Origin of the sequence: Desulfogranum japonicum DSM 18378, from assembly GCF_000429945.1 — a bacterium.
Taxonomy (GTDB): Bacteria; Desulfobacterota; Desulfobulbia; order Desulfobulbales; family Desulfobulbaceae; genus Desulfogranum; species Desulfogranum japonicum.
In genome coordinates this window covers 1-18,444 of sequence record NZ_AUCV01000045.1, presented here as the reverse complement: position 1 = coordinate 18,444, position 18,444 = coordinate 1, and the positions used below count along the sequence as shown (strand labels likewise).

Sequence of the window (18,444 nt, the reverse complement as noted above, 5' to 3'; positions counted from 1 at the left end):
CGCTATGACGTTACCAAACCGATACCCTACGCAATTTTTGGATATTTATTAGTATCCGCGACCTTATTCAGTGACTACTCATGGGGGAGATTGATTAAAGTGACAACTCCCTGTGAATACACAGGCTGACGCGGCATATTGGGTCAACACATATTCCAGACTGATCGCAGAGAAACTGACTGCACTGTGATCAGTTACGATTGAACGCTTTTTAGCAACCTTCCAGCGCTCTTTTGTATTTTTTATATTCCTGAAAAGTTTCTACATCGGAATCTATGTTAAATTTCAGGATGTATGGTCGACGCTTTGTTAACTCGGTTTCCCATATATGCCACCAGCTCGGGCTTTCTTTTGGCTCTTGTTCAAAGTGATATATTGATTTTGACCATCGCCCATATTTTTTCTTGAAAACAACATGCAAATCCTTCTTGCTGTCAGAAGCAGTAAAACATGAAAATTCGTAGGAGTGATTATAGTAAAGTTCATCACCGGGCTCTCTCACATTTCTACTGTGGTATCGATTTTTTTTCTCCAGATCTTCTACAACTTCTACAGACGATTCGCATTGAATATTTTTTTCTGTATCTTCGTATAAAACCATGTCTCCACCTGGGGCCGTCCAGTCTGTTTGGTACATATCAATGACTGAACCATTGTGTATGATGGTGTTTACCGTATTGCAAATGGTAAAGGGAAACGGATTCTTCACAAAGAGTATATCGCGAACAAACTCATCATCAGTTTGCCATAAATATATATGCCTTAAAGTGGTTGCGCTTGCCGTGTCGATATTGACAAGAGTCGTTGAGTTTTTATCGTTTACTATAGAGAGGTGGCCTGCTTTGTAAATGACTTGGTCTCTTTTTGAGAGAGGTGCAGGTGGAATAGGAGCGTATTTATCAGGACGCTGATCAATGTTATGTTTGTCGTAATGGAATGAACGATTTTTCTCTGTCTCAGAAATATTTTTGTAAGGTGAAGAGACAAGAAGAATATCTGTGTTGTTAAGGTCTAAAGAAGTGTTTGTCACTAAAGCGTTGAAAATAAGGAGGGCTTGATCGTCTGCTATCGTAGCAGTAAGGCTTGGTTGCCATGAGATGCCAGACACCATATATTCAAGTGTGAATCCACTTTTAACAGGAAGTTTTGAAGTGACACGCAAATAATAGCATTCTGTTATTTCATTTTCTTTTTTTGTTATAACAAGTTCGCCATTCACTTTTTGTTCAACATCTACAGCCTCGAGTTTTGTTTTTTTTTCGATGACTTTGTTTTTGATTTCTTTTCCTTCTGAAAGTATCCTTATACTTTTTATGTCTGTATCAGGAGGTAGTTTTATGGCTACCTCAGGCCCTAGATCAAAATGGATTGTTTCAGATAACATGCAAGAGTTGTTTTCCGAGATAATTGCCACTGAGGGCTTTGATTCCATGACGTTTTCAAATGCTTGAGAGTCTGTCAGGCATCCAAAAGAAGTTAGGCAGAATACTGACAACGGCATAATCATTTTTATGCTTCTCATGTTATTTCCTTTTTATTCCTTTTTATATGCAACGAAGGTGTAGGTAACATGCCCAAGCGCTTTTTGCGAGCCCTAATAGGGGGAAGAATACACCTGATCACGGGAGATATAACACCTTGGTTTCATTCATTTGTGAATTGTAACTGGTCGCAGGTGCTTCAGGTTTGGGCAAGCGCGGTTTATCGCAGGTAAGCGAAAACTCCGGTAGGCTATCTATGCGGGAAACTTCGTGGGGGATCTGTGATCAGCTACCAAATAGTTTGCATATTATGGAGTTTCTTTTTATTTCTATGGAAGCTAGTGATTTGAGTTCGTAATAATGATTTCTCTTGGACTATCATATGCACTGTTTTGTTCAATATTGCGGCTGGTTGAGTCGTACTCGTCTGGTAAATCCACTTCCCTTGATACTATTGAGTCTGCTCGCGTACCCAGGGACAGGATGGGCTCTATCTGCCAAAGAACTGGTTCAAGCCGCTCTGGAGAGAACTCGCCATCAGGTAACATATGATGGCAGTTATCGCTCCATTTCATACCCTGGAGGGGATGTACCCAGCCATACAGGAGTATGCACAGATGTGGTTGTCAGGTCTTATCGAGCCATGGGGATAGACTTACAGAAGTTGGTCCATGTAGACATGCAAAAGCATTTTACCCTGTACCCTTCTCAACGGATCTGGGGATTGCACAAGCCAGATTCTAATATTGACCACAGGAGAGTTCCTAATCTGCAGGTTTTCTTTTCCCGTCATGGTGAGCAACTCACAATTACAGATAATCCGTCAGACTTCCAGCCAGGAGATCTTGTGACCTGGCATCTCCCCGGCAATTTACCCCATATAGGCATTGTTTCTGATCAGTACGATCCTGCCACCAAAAATCCCTTGATAGTCCATAATATCGGCATGGGGCCAAAGCTTGATGATATGCTTTTTATCTATCCCATTACAGGGCATTACAGGTATCTTCCAGGTTCCTGATTGATTATATCTGCATGTTGTCAGTACCTCCCATGGAGCCTGTCCACCCATTTGGAAGCTCCTGGACCAACAAGTCATCAGGTAATGCCATGTCTTCCGCTGCCTGAACTTTTTTTGCCATTCGGAAAGCATCTTCCCCTGGAGCATAATAATCAGGCAGGTGCTCTATTCTATGAAACCCGGCGTGTTGGTACCACTGAATGAGCCTGCTATTGGCGCTGTCTGCTTCCAGTGATACACGTTCAAATCCCTTTGCTGCAGCCCTGTCCATGGTAAATTGGATCAGTTTGCTTCCCAGTCCCAATCCTTGTACTTGTGGGAATAAAGCCAGGGAAAAGATTCGTACGGTCCGTTTGTATTTCAACAGGACGACGGCTCCTACGGGATTTGGCTGTGAACCGTGTATTTGCTCCAGTATATAAACTTCCTGGGCATGACTTTTCAGGCTCGTTTTTAAACCTTGCCTGGTGCTACGTCGATGTTCGGGAAAGCACTGTTGTTCAAGATCAAGTAAAAACAGCAGGTCATCGGAAACTGCCCTGCGAATTCGATGGTGTAACATGGGGTGACTAGTAATATGGAATGATAACTGAGGTGGAGTATCCGTTGCCTGTACAAGCTGTTGATTTGCGCCGGAATCGGCATAGCCTTTTTATGAATGAATCAGTAAGATTTTTTACAACCGGATGCAACGAAAAAAACAGGTAGATCTGTTTTTTTATGGTTAATGGCTGGCGCATTGATTGCAAGTGTAGAGAGGCGTTTTGTGGGCATGGCATATGCTGGCAGGTCTTGTCTGTTGTATGCATGTATTCTTGAACACGTGTTCGTCTTAAAGGTATGACAGCTCACTGATATTGATGTGTGAAGTCTGGCTCCTTTTTTGTTTTCAGATGAACCATAAAGAAGCAAGTTGTCTGTTATCAAAGTATGTATTTACATTCGTTTGGCCATTTTCGGGCCATCGCCATTCTTCTTATTGTGGCCGGCCATTGTTATGGTCTTGTTGGTTGGAAAATAGATTCTGTTCCAGACCGGATTCTGGCTTCCCTCTTGACAGGGGCCACGGGAATGTTTGTTTTTATTTCCGGATTTTTTTTCCACTTTGTGTTCTATTCCCGCTTTGAATATCGGGATTTTATGCGAAAAAAAAGCCTGGCTGTGCTATTGCCGTACTGTATCCTCAGTATGATTGCCTTGTTGTATACTGTCTATTTCTTGCAACATCCACCGTACAAAGATCAGTTATACACAGGACAGACTGACCTCTGGCATGCGCATGTCTGGCCCATTATGCAATATTATTGGTATGGTGCGCTTTCATATCCTTATTGGTACATCCCCTTTATAATGCTTACCTTTGCCTTGTCCCCCCTGCATATACGATATGTTCATCTGCCTGTTAACCGGCAGTTGGGCATTCTGTTGATGTTAGCCATGGTGGCTATGTTCATGCACCGTCCGTTATATAATTTGTCTAATTTTCAGTCTGTTTTGTATTTTTCACCTTTCTATCTCATGGGGATACTGTGTTCTCAAAATGCCGACACCATACAGCGTCGGCTATCTGGGAAAGAGTGGTTGTTTTTCAGTATTGCTGTGCTCTTTGCTGTGCTAGAGGTTGTGTTACAGCATCGGTTTGGCAACTATCACAAGCTCCCCCTGCAATGGAAGGGTATAGATTTTATGGTTGGTCAGAAAATGGCGCTGGTAATGGGGTGCTATCTGTTTTTGCGACGTTTCGATCAGGTTCCAAACCGCATTTTGAATCAAGTGGCCAGCATGAGCTTTGCCATTTTTTTTCTACACCCCTTTGTGCTGCACCTGTTTGGCACCTGGATGCGTATGTACCATATCCGTCTGCATGCAGGGGTACTGTTGCCTTTGGCCGTCATCATGGTTACTGCGGTAACCATGGGAATAGCCTGGATTATAAAACAGGTTCTGGGCAAGCGCAGCGTCTATGTCATAGGCTGGTGAAAAGTGGTTATTCAACAGTGTTTCTCCGTTCATTGATGAAGCAGTAGGGATCTCGCTGCTGGAAAATATCCAGGTCAAAACCGTAGGCTACTGCCAGGCATCCTCTGCAGATAGGATACAGCGTACAGCCTCTGCATTCAGCAGGACCATTTCGGTATTGCTCTGCCAACGGTGAATGGTAAATACTGCTTAACGAACTTTCATATATGTTGCCCAGTTTTGAAGGCAGCTTTCTGCAGGCATGGATTTCGCCGTCAGGTAGAAGAGCGAGGAAATTAAACGCTGCACCACATCCATGACCTGCGCATCCGGCTGTGATGGGCTGGTTAACAGGGGGGCATGCCAGGTTGAATAAATTGTCCTTGAGTCGTATGCGAGGGCTTTTTGCTGCCGCTTCAATATAGCTGTGCAGAAAGGCTTCATAGGTGCTGATGGGCACAGATTCCAGAGCTGCTCCCTCTCCAACCTGTGCCAGCCGATTAAAGGTAAACAGATTCGTTCTGTCTTGCAGGAACTGTGCGAGGGCAAGAACCTGTCCCTGGTTGGCGCGGGTAAGGGTAAGCATGACCATGGAAAAGATGTCCAGGTCGGCCAGTAATTCGAGAAATTGCAGAGAGCGCTGAAAATGTCCCTGTCCCCGGATATAGTCGTTATGTGGTTCCAGTCCCTCAAGGCTAATCTGAAAAAATTCCGGTTTCTGTATGGCGAGGATTTTTTCAAGGCGGTTTTGCGGAACGGGATTGCCGAGAATAGCCGTGAGGAATCCACGGTCTGCAGCCTCCTGATACAGGATGTCAAAATGCGGGTAAAGGAAAGGATTACCACCTGTAAAGCTGACCTGGGCATAGACATGGTGCGCATTACAGAATGCATATAATTCATCCAGAATATGGATACCTTGCTCAAGGGACAAGGGAACCCGTTCGCTTCTGTCGTAACAATGGCGGCAGTGTAGGTCACAGATCTGGGTGATGTGCCACTGCAGGGTAAAGGTTTGAGCTGTAAAGAGGCGATTATCTGAAAATTTTTCTCGGGAAAAGCTGGTTGGGCGTGTGAGCCGCGAGCCTGGGGCCAGAAGCAGACCGTTTGCCTGGGCTGCAAAGAGTATGTTGTCTACCGCTCCCAGTGTCAGTTGCGACTCTACAGCAACTTCTCTGCTGTCCAGATGTTCCCAGGCCATTTTCATGGCCAGCAGATCGTGCCCGGTTGCACTGCGACATATCCATTTTTTTTCTGTAGGATGATACCAGATGAGCACCCGATCTTTTTCTGGAACCGGCTTGCATTGCTGATTGCCGAGACAGTCTGGAAGAAATTGCCAGTTAAGGGGCAACAGCTCCACTGATGGGTTGACTGTACGTTCCGTAACGGAATCAGGGAGGCGAGGCTGTTTCTGACGTGCTTCATGGAGGGCGGCCTCCAGTTGAGCCAAGTCCGGGAGGTAAGGGTGGGCTGTACAGAGGTGTGGATGCCTGGCGAGGTATCGGGCAAGGTCATTCGTATTTCCCTGTGGAATAGTGTTACCCAGAAGCCTGTAACAGACAGGATAGATTTCTGCTATATGGGGCATGGCAGCGGTTAGTTGAAAAGAGAAAAAACGGTCGGCAACACCATGGTTACCAACCGTTCATATCACGGGAGAATGTGCCAACTGCACATGAGTTGTCAGCTTCAGCCACTTTTTCCAGCAGCTTTTTCAGGAGGAGCGTCGTCAACCTGTTCGCCTGCTTCATTCTCAATTTTTTGTGTGGCGTCTTCTGTCGCTTCTTGGGCCTGTTCTTTTGCAGCGTCACCTACGCTGCTTTTATGACCGCCTCAACTGCTGCCGGAAGCCTCTGCAGCCTTTTCAGCACCACCTGTGCTGGTATGTCCTCCTCAGCCACTACCTGAAGAATGGGCCGCACCTGGCAGGGTTATGCCGCCAGCACTGATAAGTCCGGCCACACCCAGGCCTGCAAGAAATTTTTTCAGCTCCTTGTTACGCATCATGTCCTCCTGTGGATTTGGGGGGTACAGTATAGCTTTGCCCTATATTACACTGCTTGGGTATATAAAATTTTTATATATCACGTTGGCGTGTGTCAAGGAAATAGCATCTTTATGCGCGTTTTTTGGTTTTTTTGTAGTCCTTATACAGAAGGAGAATGTGCTAGTAACTGGTTACATGGAGGCTGAAATATTCGCAAGCAGGTGTGCTGCGTACTGGTGGGCCATACGTTTTTTTCAAGGTATCCTGCTTGTGGGGATGAGCGTCTCATGTTCCACAGATACAAGGCGTTCATCAACCATGCCATGCTTGAAAAGCAAAGTGAATAGCAGCAGGCAATAGCAGGCCACCGCAGCAATGGCAAAGAGTGGGATAAAATATCCCAGGGGACAGAGTATCAGAACCGTTACCCAGTGCAGCAGGATGACCTGTTTGGAATGGAGCTGGATTGGAAAATCACCATGCCTGCTTATGACAGCCAGGCCGCTCAGGTTCCATCCATAGAGTGCTGTAAAGGCATGCAACCGCAGGAGTGGATGGCTGATTTCAGGTATGTAGTAGGGACTGAAAGAGAGCAGGATGTAGAGGATACCTGTTATAGAGGTAAAAAGCAGGAACAGGATGCCTGAGGTGAGAAATGTTTTTTGTTGCAGGCGAATGCCATGACGCCAATAGAGGTAGAGGATAAAGGCGACAGCTAAAAACAATGTGGTGGCAATAACGACCTGCGGCATGAAAACTTCAGCTAGAATGAAAAGAAAAAAGATGATCACTCCCAGGTTAATGACCCAGAATGCCGCTTCTTTCATGATCTGGGTTGGCTCACTGACCTTTTTTTTCATCAGGTTGAAAATAACAGACATGCTGATCAGGGAGATGGGAAAGGAAAATCCCAGGAAAAATGTGTCCAGTTTAAGTTTTTCTATTTGTAGCCAGTGCCCGAATTCCGCGTTCAGGATAACAGGCGCGGACATGGCCAGGCCTATACTGAGGCAGAGCAGGGCAGCCTGGTGAAATTTGCGGGCAACGGGTTCTGAGCTGTTGAAAAGACTTTTGGGAAATATGTACCCGAAGTGTTGTATTCGGACCCGTTCGATAATACCCGCCAGGCACAGGGGGATAATCATGGCAGCAACATACCAGTGGCAGAAGGCAGCCAGGGCGAAGAGGAGCGCCAGAAGCAGAAATACCCTTCCCCGTAAAGAGAGCTTACGTTCGTCTTCTGTGAAATAGACCAGCAGGGTACCGCCGCTGCACAGATTGAAAAGAAAGATATGCAGACGTTCAAAATTCATTTGTTCTGGATCTACCAGATGATGCATGAAGCCAAATGTAAGAGCCATGGTCATAATGACCAGTAAAAGGGCCTTAAATCTCCAACTCACGTGAATAACTCCGGAAGTAAGGGGCGTGGAAAATAATACTTATCCAAAAATTGCGCAGGATATCGGCTCATTCTCATGACTGTTTCAGTGGTTCCATGCTGGCTGTATTGATCCATTGAAACCGTCATGAGAATGAGTTGAGAGAGAAACAAGATTGGATAATGTATTTTTTCCGCAGCCCTGAGTTTAGTGTTTGCCTAAAAGGGTCTGCAGAGCCTGTACCAGATCGGGGTGTCGAAATCGGTAGCCTGACTGCTGCAATTTATCCGTGGAGACCCTGCATCCGGACAGGAGTACTTCTGTGGCCATCTGGCCATAAATCTTTTCCAGAAATCCAGCTGGAATGGAGGGGAGCAGGGGACGTTTAACAACGTGGGCCAGGGCTTGCATCAGTTCTCTGTTGGTTACCGGTGTCGGTGCCGCGATGTTGACTGGTCCATGCATACTCTCCGTTTTCAGCGCATGCAGAATCACGCTGATCATATCGTCAATGGATATCCAGCTGATGTATTGTTCTCCACGGCCAAAACTTTTGGCAAAACCAATGTTTGCCGTGCTGAGCAGTCGTTGCAGTGCTCCCCCTTTGGGGCTGAGCACCACGCCAATGCGCATGAATACGGTACGTATCCCAGCTTTTTCAGCGGGGCGGGCAGCCTGTTCCCAAAGAGAACAGACATCAGAGATGAAATCAAGCCCTGACTGATCTTCCTCGCGCATGCAGCAGTCCTCACAGTTACCGTAAAAACCGACTGCCGATGCAGAGAGAAAAACTTTCGGTCTGGGAGACATGTTGGCCACAGTGCGGGCAATGAGCCCTGTTCCCTGAACCCGGCTGTCAATAACCCGTTGTTTTTTGTTGTCTGTCCAGCGTCCCTCTCCAATATTATCGCCGGCCAGGTGGATAATTCCGTCGAATTCAGGAAAGGATGTCGTGTCAATTTCATTTTCTTCCGGATTCCAATATATTTCCAGTGCCTCCGGTGCCGGTTTTTTTCGCACCAGTGACCACACTTCATGGCCTCCTGTTGTCAGCAGAGGTTTCAGTGCACTGCCCAGAATACCGCTACTGCCTGTGATAAGAATACGCAGCGGCTTTTGGCTGTATTGGTTATGCAGTTGGATGTCCTGCCGCAAGGTGTTATGGCGGTAGGTGAAAATACGTTCCAGCCTGGCATCGACCAGTGTATTTGCAAAGGCTGGAAGTATGCTGTGTCCGGGCAAGGCGAACTCTATCTGATCTTCCAGGCGGCAGTCGGTTCCTTCTGCTGAAAATATATGGGTATGTATCCAGGTGGAAAAAGGGCCTTTGTGCTGTATGTCCCTGAACATGATGCCCGGTTGATCTTCTATGTGCCTTGCATGCCAGGTATACGGAAACGGGCCTGCATGCATTTTCAGCAATACTTCACCGCCAGGTGCAATCCCGCCTTTGCGCGAAAGTACAGAAGTGTCTTCCCATGGAGGAAGAAGACGCTCCAGTGCTCCCTGACGACTGTGCCAGGTGTAGAGCGTTTCCGGTGAGCATGGAAAAACTGAGCTGTAGGTGAAGATATGGTTTTCAGTCATTGAGGATCTCTTGCAAAGCTGGCTTCAATTCCGGGTAGGAAAAGATAAAACCATTTGTCTCCAAGGCTTCCGGAACTGTTTTTTGTCCCTGTAAGAGAGACCTGCCAAACTCTCCTAAAACTGTTTTCATGACAAAGGCCGGCGTGGGCAGCAGGGCAGGCCGGTTGAGAACCGCGGCCATCGTTTTTGCAAACTCTTTCTGGCGAACGGTTTTGGGGGCTGTAAAGTTGAATGGGCCATGTATACTGTCACCAAGCAGAATGTGCTGGGCTGCCTTGACCACATCTTCAATATGCACCCAGGGGAACCATTGTTTACCCGAGCCTATGGGGCCACCCAGGCCAAGCTTGAAGGGGAGCTTCATAGTGCTGATCGCACCTCCGTTCCTGCCGAGCACCACGCCAAAGCGCGTTGTCGCCACCCGTGAGCCTTTTGCCTCGGCCTTGTAGGCTTCCTGTTCCCAGTCAACGCACACCCTGGCAAGAAAATCATCACCGCTTTCGGCGGTTTCACGTTTTTCACTATCTCCGCCATGGCCGTAGTAACCGGCAGCCGAAGCACTGAGTAGAATGGTATTGCCCGATGGCATTGCCTCCACCAGGTTTCTTGTCGTCAGGATGCGGCTGTCGTAAATTGTTTGTTTGTACTTTTCGGTCCATAGATTGAAAACAGATCTCCCTGCAAGATTAATAAAGGCCTCGTGGTCGGCAACCCGCTCTTGCCACTGACCGGGTCGGGTAGTGTTTGCTGAAATATACTGCAGGTGGTTGTGGGCAGGGAGGCGGCATCTGGAACTGCTGCCGATCACCGTGACGTCATGTCCCAGTTCCAGTAGAGAGGTTGTAATGGCAGAGCCGACAAAACCGGTGCCTCCTGTGATGAATATCTTCATATACGCCTCCTCTGTTGAGTATGTGGAGAGAGATCGTGACAGAACACTGCTGTATGTGAATTAAAGTAATATGTTTCTTGAAATTTACCATGATATTTCAAGAGGTATTGCATGCATCAGCGCATATACCGCTACGCATATTACTGCTGAACACAGCAGCTGATAATACGGGGGGACTCCAGGGTGATAACTTCGGGTTCAATTCGTTCGAGTTCTTCGCGGTTCCACTGTCCGGTGCCATCAAGGATGTTGAGAGCTTCCTCTTTGGAATTTGCCAGGACCGCAACCTCTGCTCGATTATAACGGCTGGCGTGTATTTGTGGTTCATCGAGCATGGACCAACTGGAAAATGTGGTGCTGTGTTGCCAGAGATAGATGTTCATGGGGCATTCCTCTGTCAGGGTGTACTGGTTGAGAGGGAAATTATTTATGATTACAGTGTAGTGCAATATGCTTGGAGGTACAAGGCACAGTAAGGAATTGTAGATAGGTTGGGATGAACATTGTTATTGCAGGGGCGTTATGGTATCTGACTGGGTATTTTTTTGTATTTTGTCACCATCCGTGGCTGATTATCTGTGCACTTTGCGATATAATGCACAAGTGTAGGGGAAAATCGTTGCAGGAGAAGAGAAATGAGCAGTTTCTGTGACGTAGAGGAATAGCGAGGTTGTTTGTATCCCATGAGTATACGTATTGCCATTAATGGTTATGGCCGCATAGGTCGATGTATTTTACGAGCACTGTATGAAACCGGAAAAAGAGAAAAAATAGAGATTGTTGCCATCAATGAGCTGGCTAATCTGTCTTCCATTGCTCACCTGACGCAATTTGATTCGATTCACGGTCAGTTTCGTGGTGATGTTGGATGTGATGGGAAAAATCTGCTTGTCAACGGAGACTGCATTCGCATGTTATGCGAACCTGATATTGCCCTGCTGCCCTGGGATGAGATCGGCATAGACCTGGTGTTGGAATGCAGCGGCAGCTACGTTGAACGGGACATGGCGGAGCAGCATCTGGAAAGCGGAGCCGGCAAGGTTCTTTTTTCCTGCCCGGCATTGCCTGATGTGGATGCCACTGTGGTGTATGGGTTGAATCATCACCAACTGCGCCCGGAACATACCATCGTATCCAATGCCTCGTGTACCACAAACTGTATTGCCCACATCATTCAATTGCTGCACAACACATGTACCATAGAATGTGGTACCATAACCACCACGCATTCCATGATGAATGATCAGCCGGTTATTGATGCGTATCACAACCCCGATCTGAGAAAAAACAGGAGTTCCGGAAATTCCATTATCCCTGTTGACACAGGGCTGGCCAGGGGGCTCGAACGTATTTTTCCCGGACTGCGCGGTTGTTTTCAGGCGATCTCCCTGCGTGTGCCGACCATGAATGTTTCCCTTATGCAGTTGACCGCCCAGGTGGCCTCCAGGGTTGATGCCAAGGAACTCAATGGCTTGTTCAAAGAGGCAGCCATGGGACCATTGCAAGGTATTCTCGGCTATACAGATCTGCCTCTCGTCTCCTGTGATTTCAACCATGATTCCCGGTCGGCTATTGTTGACAGCTCTCAAACCAGCGTCAGTGGTGACTGTCTGGTGAATGTGATGGCATGGTTTGATAATGAGTGGGGGTACGCAAACCGGATGCTTGACACTACCATGGCCATGATGGGCCGTTAAAAGGAACACATGAATAAACACACCTTTGGCATACGTAACAAACTGATTTCCATTTTTGTGGTCATCAAAATATTGCCTTTGGTGGTCATGGCATGGTTTTCCTGGGATGAAATTACCAGTCTTGTTGAGGTTGTAAAGACGCATTTTCAGGAGGCATCGCAAGCCAGCCAGAAGGTGACAGGAACTGTTACGCAACTTGCCACCGAGAGTTCAATTCGGGCACTGGATCAAAAGTCACGGGAGGCGATAGAACGGCTTACAACAGATACGGCCTCAGCCGTAGCCCAATTCCTTTATGAGCGTGATCAGGATATCGATCTGGCTGCTCAGCTTCCACCATCCAGGGAGATGTTTGCAAAATTTCTGGATGCCAGGCATAAAAAGGTTATCTACCACCATGAAATGCGTATGGATGTTGAGGGAGAGCGTTGGGTTCTTGACGACCTGACTGTTGAAGGCCCCATTGTCCAGTCCAAGAACGCAGACAACGCAAAAGAATTTCATTCAAGACCGCCAAGGAATGAGGGTGTTGTTGTAGAGAAGCCACTCTATCTGGAGATGACTTTTCTTGATACCCGTGGCCGGGAGCAGATCAAGGTGACCACGTCAGACCTTGTGCCTTCTGAATTGCTGGATGTTTCAAAAAGAGAAAACACTTTCTGTAAGGCGGAGACATATTTTGCCGATTTACAGAAACTGGAGCCCGATCAGATCTATGTTTCCGAGGTTATCGGGGCATACCAGAAAACACATATGATTGGTACATACAGCAGGAAGCGGGCGGCTGAACTAGGAGTTACATTTGACCCGGAAAATTCCGCCTATGCAGGGAAAGAGAACCCTGTGGGGAAACGTTTTCAAGGGATAATACGTTGGGCTAAACCTGTGGTCAAGGATGGAGCCGTAGCAGGGTACGTTACCCTTGCCCTGGATCATACCCATGTTATGGAGTTTACAGATCATATTATGCCCACTCCGGAACGTTTTACCGTGGTATCGGATGGGGGCAGTGGGAATTATGCGTTTATATGGGATTACAAAAGTCGGAATATCTCCCACGCCCGGGACTACTTTATTGTTGGGTATGACCCCGAAACAGGCAATGTCGTGGAGCCCTGGCTCGATGAAGGGGTTTATGAAAAATGGCGGCAGAGCGGTGAGCCCATTGAGCAGTACCTGCAGAAATTGGAGCCATTCCGGGAGCAGGCTCTTTCCAAACAACCATCGTATCAACAGCAACTCCAGGGAACTGTCGGCCTGGATTGCCGTTATCTCAATTTTGCGCCACAGTGCCAGGGCTGGAATACCCTGACAGAATTTGGCGGCTCAGGATCTTTTCTTATATTCTGGAGTGGGCTGTGGAAACTGACTACAGCCGCGGCAATTCCTTATTATACCGGAAGATATGGGCATTCACCCCAGGGGTTTGGTTTTGTGACCATCGGCGCCAATGTGGATGAATTTCACAAGTCTGCCATGGTGACCGCAGAGCGCATTGCTGACCTGGAGCAGACCTATGTAGAAAATCTCACTGCCCAGAATGAAGAAAATCTCAATTTTTTAAAAACTACCCTGCATAATACCACATGGGATTTGACAGCATATACCCTGGCAATGGCCGTGCTGGTCATCATTATTGCCATCTGGATGGCCTCGGTCATGACAAGGCGAATAACCCAGATTATTCGCGGTATGAACCGTTTTCAGCAAGGGGATATGCAGCATCGTCTTGACGTAGAATCTTCCGATGAAATGGGAGACCTGGCAGAAAATTTCAACCAGATGGCCGACGACATTCAAAAAGCGCTGACAGCCATGGAGCAGGCTAAAAATGCAACTGAAGAGGCCAATAAACAGCTTGTTGCCGAAGTAAAGGTACGCAAAAGAGCAGAGGAAGAACTGGCTGCCCATCGTGATAACCTGGAGGAAATGGTCGCCAAACGAACCAACGAGCTGGAATCTGAAATGAAAGAACGCAGACAGGTTGAAGAAGATAAGCTGCAGCTGGAACATCGCCTGAGACAGGCAGAAAAAATGGAAGCCATTGGTACGTTAGCCGGTGGGGTGGCCCATGATCTCAACAACATTCTTTCAGGGATTATGACCTATCCGGATCTTTTGCTTTTAGGGCTTGAAAAGAGCGACCCCCGTTATGAACCTTTGCGCACCATAAAACGTTCCGGAGAAAAGGCTGCGGCAATTGTGCAGGATCTGCTCACAATGGCTAGGCGAGGTGTTCGGGTTGCCAATGAAGTCGATTTGAACGAGGTGGTTCTACAGTACCTTGAAAGTCCTGAATATTCCAAAATGTACTATGAGCAAACAGGGTTGCAGGTTGATCTGCAGTTGGCTGAAGATGCCATGCCAACCCTGGGTTCAGAGGTTCACATCAGTAAAACTGTGATGAACCTGGTGGTCAATGCTGTCGAATCCATGCCCAATGGGGGGACGCTGACCATAATAACAGAAAACCGTTTTCTGGATACGCCCCTGGAGTTGTATGAAAAGGTGAAGGCCGGTGAGTACGTCACACTGACAGTGAAAGATACTGGCGTGGGTATAAAACGAGAAGATATGGATCGGATGTTTGAACCCTTTTTCACTACCAAGAAGATGGGGGGGCGAAGTGGTACAGGCCTGGGAATGGCTGTTGTCTGGGGTGCCGTGCGAGACCATAACGGCTATATTGATTGTCAGAGCACGGTTGGCAAAGGAACCACCTTTACCATCTATTTTCCAATTTTCCGCAACGGGAAAGGGTTGAAGAAAGCTGATGCAGATTTCAGTACCTTAATGGGACATGGGGAAAGGCTGCTTCTTGTTGACGATATGGAAGAGCAATTGGAGATAGGTTCACGCATCCTTTCACAGCTTGGATATGAGGTGGCAACAGCAACCAGCGGTGAAGAGGCTATCAAATATCTGGAGGGTAAGCGTGTGGACCTGGTCATTCTCGATATGATCATGGACCCGGGAATGGATGGACTGGAAACCCACAAGGCTATCAGGTTGAAGTATCCTGATCAACGAGTTATCATTGCCAGCGGATTTTCTGAAGATGATCGTATAGCGGAAGCACTGCAGGCCGGGGTTTTACTTTATCTGAAAAAACCATATTCTGTTGCAAAGTTCGGGGAAAGTGTTCAGGCAGCCTTGATGGGATTGTATCAGGAATAGTCAGGGCTATCCCATGCGTGGCAGCATGAAAGGAGGCTGAATAAAGTGCGCGTTGTTATCGTAGGGACAGGTGCCATGGGCTGTCTGCTTGCAGCTAGACTGTGCCGGGTTTGCGAAGTCGTACTCTATAATATCAATCAATCAGTGGTGGATATAATCAACCGCCACGGGATTCGTATTGCTGAACTGGGTGGGGAACAGGTCACATATTCAATCCCGGCGGTCACCTCTTCCCTGGGCTATGAGCAGTGGGCTGATCTGGCACTGATGTGCACCAAGTCACGCGCAACTGAAATAGCCGTTGGCGCGGCTTCTGATTTTCTTCAACCCAATGGGTATGTCTTATCCCTGCAAAACGGCTTGGGCAATTATGACGTTCTCTGTGCTGCCCTCGGGGCATCAAGGGTAATTGCGGGGGTAACGTCACAGGCTGCAACCGTGCTGTCCCCCGGCCTGGTTCGCCATGCCGGTGAAGGTCCCACATACATGGGAGGTGAGCATGCCGGACTTGACAAGATTGTCCGAATGTTTAACCGTGCCGGTATAGCAACGTCCCGCCATGATAATGTCGATAGTTTGATTTGGGGTAAGCTTGTTGTCAATGTTGGAATCAATGGATTGACGGCACTCCTGCGCGTGCCAAACGGTGCCCTGCCACACCATGCCGCTTCAATGGATTTGATGAGGCAGCTGGTGAGGGAAGCTGTTTCTGTTGCCCGGGCTCAAGGTGTGGAGCTTCCGTTTCAAGATCCTCTTGAACAGGTGGTAACTGTTTGCCACAATACTTCCCGTAATCGTTCCAGTATGTTACAGGATATTTTACGTGGTGCTCTTACGGAAATTGATGTAATCAATGGTGCTATTGTGAAGAAGGGTGCTGAAGTTGGTGTGCCCACACCAGTCAATACCATGATTGTTCAACTGATCCATGCATTGGAAGAGACCTATTCACAGCAAGTTTGAAAAAGTCTTGTTTCTCTGCAGCCAGCAGAATTATGAAGTCTGCCAGCTGCTCAAAGGGATTCACATTACGTAGTGTCTGTCGCGCCACGTTGCAGCTGATTCTACAAAGAATAAACATTGTCATGAGCATTACAGGCCAGGGGGAGCCATGCGTAAATTAACCATACCTGATATTGTTGCCAAAAAAGCCAACGGAGAAAAAATTTCCGAACTCACAGCGTACGATTATCCCTGGGCCAGAATAGCTGATGAGGCTGGCATTGATATAGCCTTGGTTGGAGATTCCCTTGCCATGGTCGTACTGGGACATGAAAGCACGGTTTGTGTGACCATGGAAGAGATGCTCCACCATACCCGGGCAGTGTCCAGGGGAGTGTCACGAGCCCTGGTGGTGGCCGATATGCCCTTTGGTTCCTACAACAGTTCCATTCCTGTCGCCATCGAAAATGCTACCCGATTTCTGAAAGAGGCAAAGGCGGATGCTGTCAAACTTGAAGGTGGTGTGAATATGGCTGAAACCGTTCAGGCCATTGTCCGTGCCGGCATACCCGTGCAGGGACATATAGGGTTGACGCCTCAGACTGCCACTTCCCTCGGGGGCTTCAAGGTGCAGGGAAAAAGTGCTGAGGCCGCACAGAAGCTTCTGGATGATGCAGTAGCTCTTGAAGAATCAGGATGTTTTTCCATTGTGCTGGAGGCCATACCTGCGCCCATAGCTGCCTTGATAACAGAGGCTGTGCAGATACCGACCATTGGCATTGGTGCAGGCAAAGACTGTGACGGACAGGTACTGGTCAGTCATGACATGGTTGGATTGTTTGATGGGTTTACCCCCAAATTCGTGAAGCAGTATACACGGGTTCGTGGTCAGATTGTCGATGCTGTTAGACAATATATCAAAGAGGTGGAAACATCTGATTTCCCAGGTGTGGAGCACAGCTTCACCATGCGGGAAGAAGAGATGGAGAAGCTCAAGAAACTGCAATAGGAAACTTTTAAGGAACGTATATGGTCACATATATCTACTGGGCAGCTGTCGTCACTATTGTCGGTGCCCTGGTATTCGGTTTTGGATTTAAAGGGAATAACTGGAAGGTGGGTGCTGTTCTGGGTATTATTGTTTTTATTATCGGCTGGGGAACGTATTATTTTCGTCTCCAGCAGGTGTTTGTCAAGCGTTATGGAGGAGTAATGACTATCCATGTTCCTGAAGGGCAGCAACATATTACCGCAACCTGGAAGGATGACAACCTTTGGGTGGAAAATTACGACCCTAAAACAAACACCTGTTATTTCAGCGAATACTCTAAAGGTAACCTCCTGCAGGGGAGAGTGACCATCAAGGATTGTAATCCGTTGACGGCTCGACAGTGATGTAACTGATCACAGACTCCACGGAGTCTCCCTCTGGTCGCTCACCTGCCAGATTTTTGCGTTATCTTCAACATTTTATCCTCGGCATATATATGATATTCCGAGGATATTTTTTCAGGTTTAACGAAGATATGGGCGGAAATGACATTCTTGGACAGCCTCCTAGCCCCGGAACGAAAATTTTCATGTATGGTTAGGCACCAGTTACATCTTTTTACTGTTTTCAGGAACAGCCACTTCTCTATGCATTGCAGCCAATACCCCACCCCAAATACTATTTGCAAGCAAAACAAGTGCTCCTTCAAATGGGTAAGTTGTTGTAGTAGCGGCAGGGTATGCGTAAATAAGCATAAATGACAATATTACTGTAACGTGATTCATATTGAGAAGAATTAAGAGAGTAATGATTTTTCTCATCAGGTTTGGTCTTACTTCACTATTTCTTCTTGATGTTACAAATAAAAGTATTGCGCTTAATAAGGTGAAGATAATGTAACTCATAACTCCGTATAGCGCCGAATGTGCAGTTGAACCAAATGTTTCTGGCAGGGCAAGCGCACGAAAATGTCACAGTGAGGCGTGTTTAAGACCTTATTCCGGAAGCTGCGCTTAAATATAAATCGTATTAAATCAAATTGTTATACACTTGTGTTCGTATAGTTTATATACACACCCTTCAAAAAAAACTCAAGACAGAGAAGGGTTATGAGTACAGTACATCCAGACATTGCTACACATTTCGAAAACTTGAAAGATCCAAGAGTTGAAGGTAAGACTCGGCATCTACTCAATGATATCGTTATCATCGCTATTTGCGGTGTAATTGGTGGGGCATCAGGTTGGGAACAAATTGAGATTTTCGGGAAAGCCAAACAGGAATGGTTTTCCAATTTCTTAGAGCTTCCAAACGGCATTCCGGGA

Annotated in this window: 17 protein-coding genes; 8 read left to right on the top strand and 9 right to left on the bottom strand. The window is 47.1% G+C overall.

Features of this window, described 5'->3' with window-relative positions:
* Window positions 1-211 precede the first annotated feature (211 nt).
* The gene (locus G493_RS0117990; RefSeq protein ID WP_028581529.1) at window positions 212-1,522 is read right to left on the bottom strand and encodes a hypothetical protein; all 1,311 of its coding nucleotides are present in this window, start codon (window positions 1,520-1,522) and stop codon (window positions 212-214) included.
* Window positions 1,523-1,863: 341 nt separating this feature from the next.
* Between G493_RS0117990 and G493_RS0117985 the strand changes: the two genes are divergently transcribed.
* A complete protein-coding gene (locus tag G493_RS0117985) occupies window positions 1,864-2,502 on the top strand; it encodes a DUF1287 domain-containing protein (RefSeq protein ID WP_084813639.1) in 639 nt (212 codons plus the stop codon).
* A 4-nt stretch (window positions 2,503-2,506) separates the two neighbouring features.
* Here the strand turns inward: G493_RS0117985 and G493_RS0117980 are convergent, their stop codons facing one another.
* Complete coding sequence (locus G493_RS0117980) at window positions 2,507-3,064, bottom strand: GNAT family N-acetyltransferase (protein ID WP_028581527.1); 558 nt, start codon at window positions 3,062-3,064, stop codon at window positions 2,507-2,509.
* A gap of 368 nt (window positions 3,065-3,432) precedes the next feature.
* Here G493_RS0117980 and G493_RS0117975 point away from each other — a divergent pair, with 368 nt between their 5' ends.
* Entirely contained in the window at window positions 3,433-4,482 is a 1,050-nt protein-coding gene (locus tag G493_RS0117975; protein ID WP_028581526.1) for an acyltransferase family protein, read from the top strand.
* A gap of 7 nt (window positions 4,483-4,489) precedes the next feature.
* Here the strand turns inward: G493_RS0117975 and sbtM are convergent, their stop codons facing one another.
* From sbtM to G493_RS0117935, 6 genes are all read right to left on the bottom strand, one after another.
* Window positions 4,490-6,052, bottom strand: a complete 1,563-nt coding sequence (gene sbtM / locus G493_RS0117970; RefSeq protein WP_028581525.1) for a thio(seleno)oxazole modification radical SAM maturase SbtM — start codon at window positions 6,050-6,052, stop codon at window positions 4,490-4,492.
* Between the two features lie 101 nt (window positions 6,053-6,153).
* Window positions 6,154-6,468 carry an SbtA family thio(seleno)oxazole RiPP natural product precursor gene (gene sbtA / locus G493_RS34410; RefSeq protein WP_153306581.1) on the bottom strand — a complete coding sequence of 105 codons (315 nt, stop codon included), beginning with the start codon at window positions 6,466-6,468 and terminating at the stop codon, window positions 6,154-6,156.
* A gap of 237 nt (window positions 6,469-6,705) precedes the next feature.
* Complete coding sequence (locus tag G493_RS29930; RefSeq protein WP_035275054.1) at window positions 6,706-7,854, bottom strand: hypothetical protein; 1,149 nt, start codon at window positions 7,852-7,854, stop codon at window positions 6,706-6,708.
* Between the two features lie 186 nt (window positions 7,855-8,040).
* Window positions 8,041-9,420, bottom strand: a complete 1,380-nt coding sequence (locus G493_RS0117945) for a TIGR01777 family oxidoreductase (protein WP_028581524.1) — start codon at window positions 9,418-9,420, stop codon at window positions 8,041-8,043.
* Window positions 9,413-10,312: a TIGR01777 family oxidoreductase gene (locus G493_RS0117940; RefSeq protein ID WP_028581523.1), complete on the bottom strand. Its 900-nt coding sequence runs from the start codon at window positions 10,310-10,312 to the stop codon at window positions 9,413-9,415. The genes G493_RS0117945 and G493_RS0117940 overlap by 8 nt, the downstream gene beginning before the upstream one ends.
* 140 nt (window positions 10,313-10,452) lie before the next feature.
* Window positions 10,453-10,695, bottom strand: coding sequence for a hypothetical protein (locus G493_RS0117935; protein ID WP_028581522.1), 243 nt, complete (start codon window positions 10,693-10,695; stop codon window positions 10,453-10,455).
* Between the two features lie 300 nt (window positions 10,696-10,995).
* Here G493_RS0117935 and G493_RS0117930 point away from each other — a divergent pair, with 300 nt between their 5' ends.
* The 5 genes from G493_RS0117930 to G493_RS0117910 all read left to right on the top strand — a co-directional run bounded on the left by G493_RS0117930 (window position 10,996) and on the right by G493_RS0117910 (window position 17,523).
* Window positions 10,996-12,009 (top strand): glyceraldehyde 3-phosphate dehydrogenase NAD-binding domain-containing protein, encoded by a 1,014-nt coding sequence (locus G493_RS0117930; protein WP_028581521.1) that lies wholly within the window; start codon window positions 10,996-10,998, stop codon window positions 12,007-12,009.
* A 9-nt stretch (window positions 12,010-12,018) separates the two neighbouring features.
* Window positions 12,019-15,186 carry a response regulator gene (locus tag G493_RS29925; protein ID WP_051309483.1) on the top strand — a complete coding sequence of 1,056 codons (3,168 nt, stop codon included), beginning with the start codon at window positions 12,019-12,021 and terminating at the stop codon, window positions 15,184-15,186.
* Window positions 15,187-15,231: 45 nt separating this feature from the next.
* Complete coding sequence (locus G493_RS0117920) at window positions 15,232-16,149, top strand: ketopantoate reductase family protein (RefSeq protein ID WP_028581520.1); 918 nt, start codon at window positions 15,232-15,234, stop codon at window positions 16,147-16,149.
* 148 nt (window positions 16,150-16,297) lie between these two features.
* Entirely contained in the window at window positions 16,298-17,137 is an 840-nt protein-coding gene (gene panB / locus G493_RS0117915) for a 3-methyl-2-oxobutanoate hydroxymethyltransferase (protein WP_028581519.1), read from the top strand.
* Window positions 17,138-17,157: 20 nt separating this feature from the next.
* Complete coding sequence (locus G493_RS0117910) at window positions 17,158-17,523, top strand: hypothetical protein (protein WP_028581518.1); 366 nt, start codon at window positions 17,158-17,160, stop codon at window positions 17,521-17,523.
* Window positions 17,524-17,727: 204 nt separating this feature from the next.
* Here the strand turns inward: G493_RS0117910 and G493_RS0117905 are convergent, their stop codons facing one another.
* Window positions 17,728-18,024, bottom strand: coding sequence for a hypothetical protein (locus G493_RS0117905; RefSeq protein ID WP_153306575.1), 297 nt, complete (start codon window positions 18,022-18,024; stop codon window positions 17,728-17,730).
* A 204-nt stretch (window positions 18,025-18,228) separates the two neighbouring features.
* On the opposite strand from G493_RS0117905, the gene G493_RS0117900 reads away from it, so the two are divergent.
* Window positions 18,229-18,444 (top strand): ISAs1 family transposase (locus G493_RS0117900; RefSeq protein WP_028581516.1); only part of this gene is annotated, 216 nt, incomplete at its 3' end.